Origin of the sequence: Microcystis sp. LEGE 08355 (assembly GCF_015207185.1) — a bacterium.
Taxonomy (GTDB): Bacteria; Cyanobacteriota; Cyanobacteriia; order Cyanobacteriales; family Microcystaceae; genus Microcystis; species Microcystis panniformis.
Genome location: NZ_JADEXI010000628.1, coordinates 1 through 2599 on the forward strand (window position 1 = coordinate 1; position 2599 = coordinate 2599).

A 2599-nucleotide genomic window follows, 5' to 3' on the forward strand; every position below is an offset into this window, starting at 1 on the left:
CCTTGATAAGGGGGGTGCCGATCCCCCCTTAGTCCCCCCTTTAATCCCCCCTTAATAAGGGGGGCATCTGATGATTTTTAACGCCTACCTACTTAGGTGATTATTTATTATGACTATGTCGAGAGAGGAACAATTAAAGCTCCTTGGTCAGATGAAAGATTCTGATATAGATTATTCAGATATAGCTGCTACTGATGCCGAATTTTGGCAAGAAGCTACTGTAGAAGCTGCCCGTTGGATGGTATCGAGGGAAACGCCCATCGCCAGTAGGGGCAATTCATGAATTGCCCCTACTTCGTACCTCCCAACTGGGTTTTAAGTTTTATGATGCCTTACATCTGGCTTTTGCGGAAGCGGGGGGCGCTGATATTTTCCTGACCACCGATGACAGGCTGCTGCGAAAAGCTCAACAATATAGAGATTCAATTAACGTAACGGTAGAGAATCCCGTGATTTGGTTGATGGCGACTTTACAGGAGGATGGCAATGAAATTAGCTGAACTGAGAAAACAAGGATATCAAGCTTTAGTTGACTCTTTAGGGGTGGTGGGAATGCTCCGCTTCCTGCAACAATTGGAAGTCGGCCATGGAGATTACACCGCCGAGCGACATCAGTGGTTAGATGAACTGACCCTCGCCGATTTTCAGAGCTACGTTCAACAAAAGAAAAGTATCAATGGTGGGGAGTTAGGGAGTTAGAAGGCAATAACTGGCTCTTCTGGTTTCTGTGTGGAAACGAGGTCTATACTGATAGAATATCCGCCAAATAGTGCTGAAAGTCTTGCCCGATCAGCATTTCACGATTCCATAGGCAAAAATTATCAGACAAAATCGAGAAGAGCCATTAATTCTGTCGGGGTACTTAGAAAGGAATATCGTCTAAATTTTCCTCCACCGATGTGTCAGAAGGTTGCCAAGCGGAAGGATTAGAAAGTTCATAGGATGCGTCGTATTCAAAATCCCCGGTGGAGACAGGTGCGACGGGTTTTTCCACCGGGGTTTTATTCGATTTGTGGGTATTGATTGGCACGACTTTTTCTGGAGTCGGGGCTGCCATTTCCCCGCTACTCATGCTGCCGTCAAGATGATAGAGATGACTAATGACTAATTCGGCCCGTTTTTCCTTAAAACCTTCGGGACGATCGATCATCTGCATGGAGAGACGACCTTCCAAAATTACCTGATCACCTTCATTATAGTTCTGAGCGACTTCTGAGGCTAAATTTCCCCAAGCTACGGCCCTTAAATTAGCTGGAGTTGCCTCGGCACGATTGGGAGAAAACTCGACTAACATTTGAGCGTAGGGAGTTTGATTATCTTGGGTATAACGTAATTCGGGACGACGGACAATTTTAGCCATTAAAATGCAACTGTTCATGGTCGAAAATCAGTCTGAATTTTTCTAATAAGTGGGTGGGTGGAATTAAATATAAGATGAACGTAGGTTGGGTTGAAGCATGAAACCCAACGCCCGCATGGGTTACGCTACCGCTAACCCATCCTACAAATAATTGTGCCTTCCTACTTAGCACCATTGTACTGAAAAAGTACAATGATCACCACTGTGGAGGTTAGGGAATTTTATGGGACTCTGGTTAAGAAAAAATCTCTTTAACACTTGGTACAACGTCATCTTAACCCTTGCGGGTCTATTTCTCAGCCTCTGGGGGGGCTTAAGTTTCCTTGATTGGGCGATAACTCAGGCAAAATGGGCTGTAGTGACGGAAAATCTCGGTTTATTTGTGGTCGGTCGTTATCCAGAACAGTCAATATGGCGAATTTGGCTGATTTTAACGATAATTGCGGCTTTATCGCTGTTTTCTTGGCAATTAAACCGGGGTCGCTTCCCCGATTGTCCCGCTTTTCTGCAACGCTGGTGGGGATTGATTTGGTTATTGACTTTACCTTTAATTGCTTGGTTACTATTGGGAGGATTATTTTTAAAGGCAATTCCCCTCGATGATCTCAGTGGTTTAATCTTAACTTTATTAGTAGCGATCGCCAGTATGATTTTATCTTTTCCCTTGGGAGTATTATTGGCCCTGGGGAGACAGAGTGAATTACCGGCAATTCGTTGGCTATCTATTGGCTATATCGAATTATTGCGCGGTTTACCTTTGTTGGGAATTTTATTCATGGCCCAGGTGATGTTACCCTTAATTTTACCCGCCGGGACGAGACCAGAACGAGTGATCAGAGCGATCGCTGGATTTACCCTTTTTGCGGCAGCCTATCTGGCCGAAAATGTCCGCGGTGGTTTACAAGCGATTCCCAAGGGTCAAGTTGAAGCGGCCAAAGCCTTGGGTTTAAAACCGATTTTCGTTTTATTATTGATCGTTCTACCCCAAGCTTTAAAAGCGGTCATTCCCGCTATTGTTGGTCAATTTATCAGTTTATTTAAGGATACTTCTCTACTGGCGATCGTGGGACTGGTGGATCTCTTGGGTATGGCAGGATCGGTTTTAGCTAATCCGAAATTTATCGGCGATTATCCAGAGGTTTATCTATTTTTGGCGTTTATTTACTGGATTTTCTGTTATTCTATGTCCCTAGCCAGTCGTAGGTTAGAACAGCGTTGATTGGGGTGTGGGGTGTGGGG

General features: G+C 44.7%; 5 protein-coding genes. 4 read left to right on the forward strand and 1 reads right to left on the reverse strand.

Annotation, left to right across the window (positions count from 1 at the left end):
• The first annotated feature begins 109 nt into the window (after positions 1–109).
• Genes IQ242_RS22120 through IQ242_RS22130 form a run of 3 tightly spaced genes read left to right on the forward strand, consistent with a single transcriptional unit; the run spans position 110 to position 699 of the window.
• Complete coding sequence (locus IQ242_RS22120; RefSeq protein ID WP_002735110.1) at positions 110–283, forward strand: hypothetical protein; 174 nt, start codon at positions 110–112, stop codon at positions 281–283.
• Position 284: 1 nt separating this feature from the next.
• On the forward strand, positions 285–500 hold the full coding sequence (locus IQ242_RS22125; RefSeq protein WP_002758272.1) for a hypothetical protein: 216 nt from the start codon (positions 285–287) through the stop codon (positions 498–500).
• On the forward strand, positions 487–699 hold the full coding sequence (locus IQ242_RS22130) for a hypothetical protein (RefSeq protein WP_149985894.1): 213 nt from the start codon (positions 487–489) through the stop codon (positions 697–699). Before IQ242_RS22125 ends, IQ242_RS22130 begins: the two co-directional genes overlap by 14 nt.
• A 163-nt stretch (positions 700–862) precedes the next feature.
• Here the strand turns inward: IQ242_RS22130 and IQ242_RS22135 are convergent, their stop codons facing one another.
• Positions 863–1378: a single-stranded DNA-binding protein gene (locus IQ242_RS22135; protein WP_193961427.1), complete on the reverse strand. Its 516-nt coding sequence runs from the start codon at positions 1376–1378 to the stop codon at positions 863–865.
• A 205-nt stretch (positions 1379–1583) separates the two neighbouring features.
• Here IQ242_RS22135 and IQ242_RS22140 point away from each other — a divergent pair, with 205 nt between their 5' ends.
• Entirely contained in the window at positions 1584–2579 is a 996-nt protein-coding gene (locus tag IQ242_RS22140; protein WP_193961428.1) for an amino acid ABC transporter permease, read from the forward strand.
• Positions 2580–2599: the final 20 nt, after the last annotated feature.

Bases quoted from the DNA above. Each gene is read 5' to 3' on its own strand.
- IQ242_RS22120 (WP_002735110.1), top strand. From the start codon at position 110: ATGACTATGTCGAGAGAGGAACAATTAAAGCTCCTTGGTCAGATGAAA.
- IQ242_RS22140 (WP_193961428.1), top strand. From the start codon at position 1,584: ATGGGACTCTGGTTAAGAAAAAATCTCTTTAACACTTGGTACAACGTC.
- IQ242_RS22135 (WP_193961427.1), bottom strand. From the start codon at position 1,378: ATGAACAGTTGCATTTTAATGGCTAAAATTGTCCGTCGTCCCGAATTA.
- IQ242_RS22130 (WP_149985894.1), top strand. From the start codon at position 487: ATGAAATTAGCTGAACTGAGAAAACAAGGATATCAAGCTTTAGTTGAC.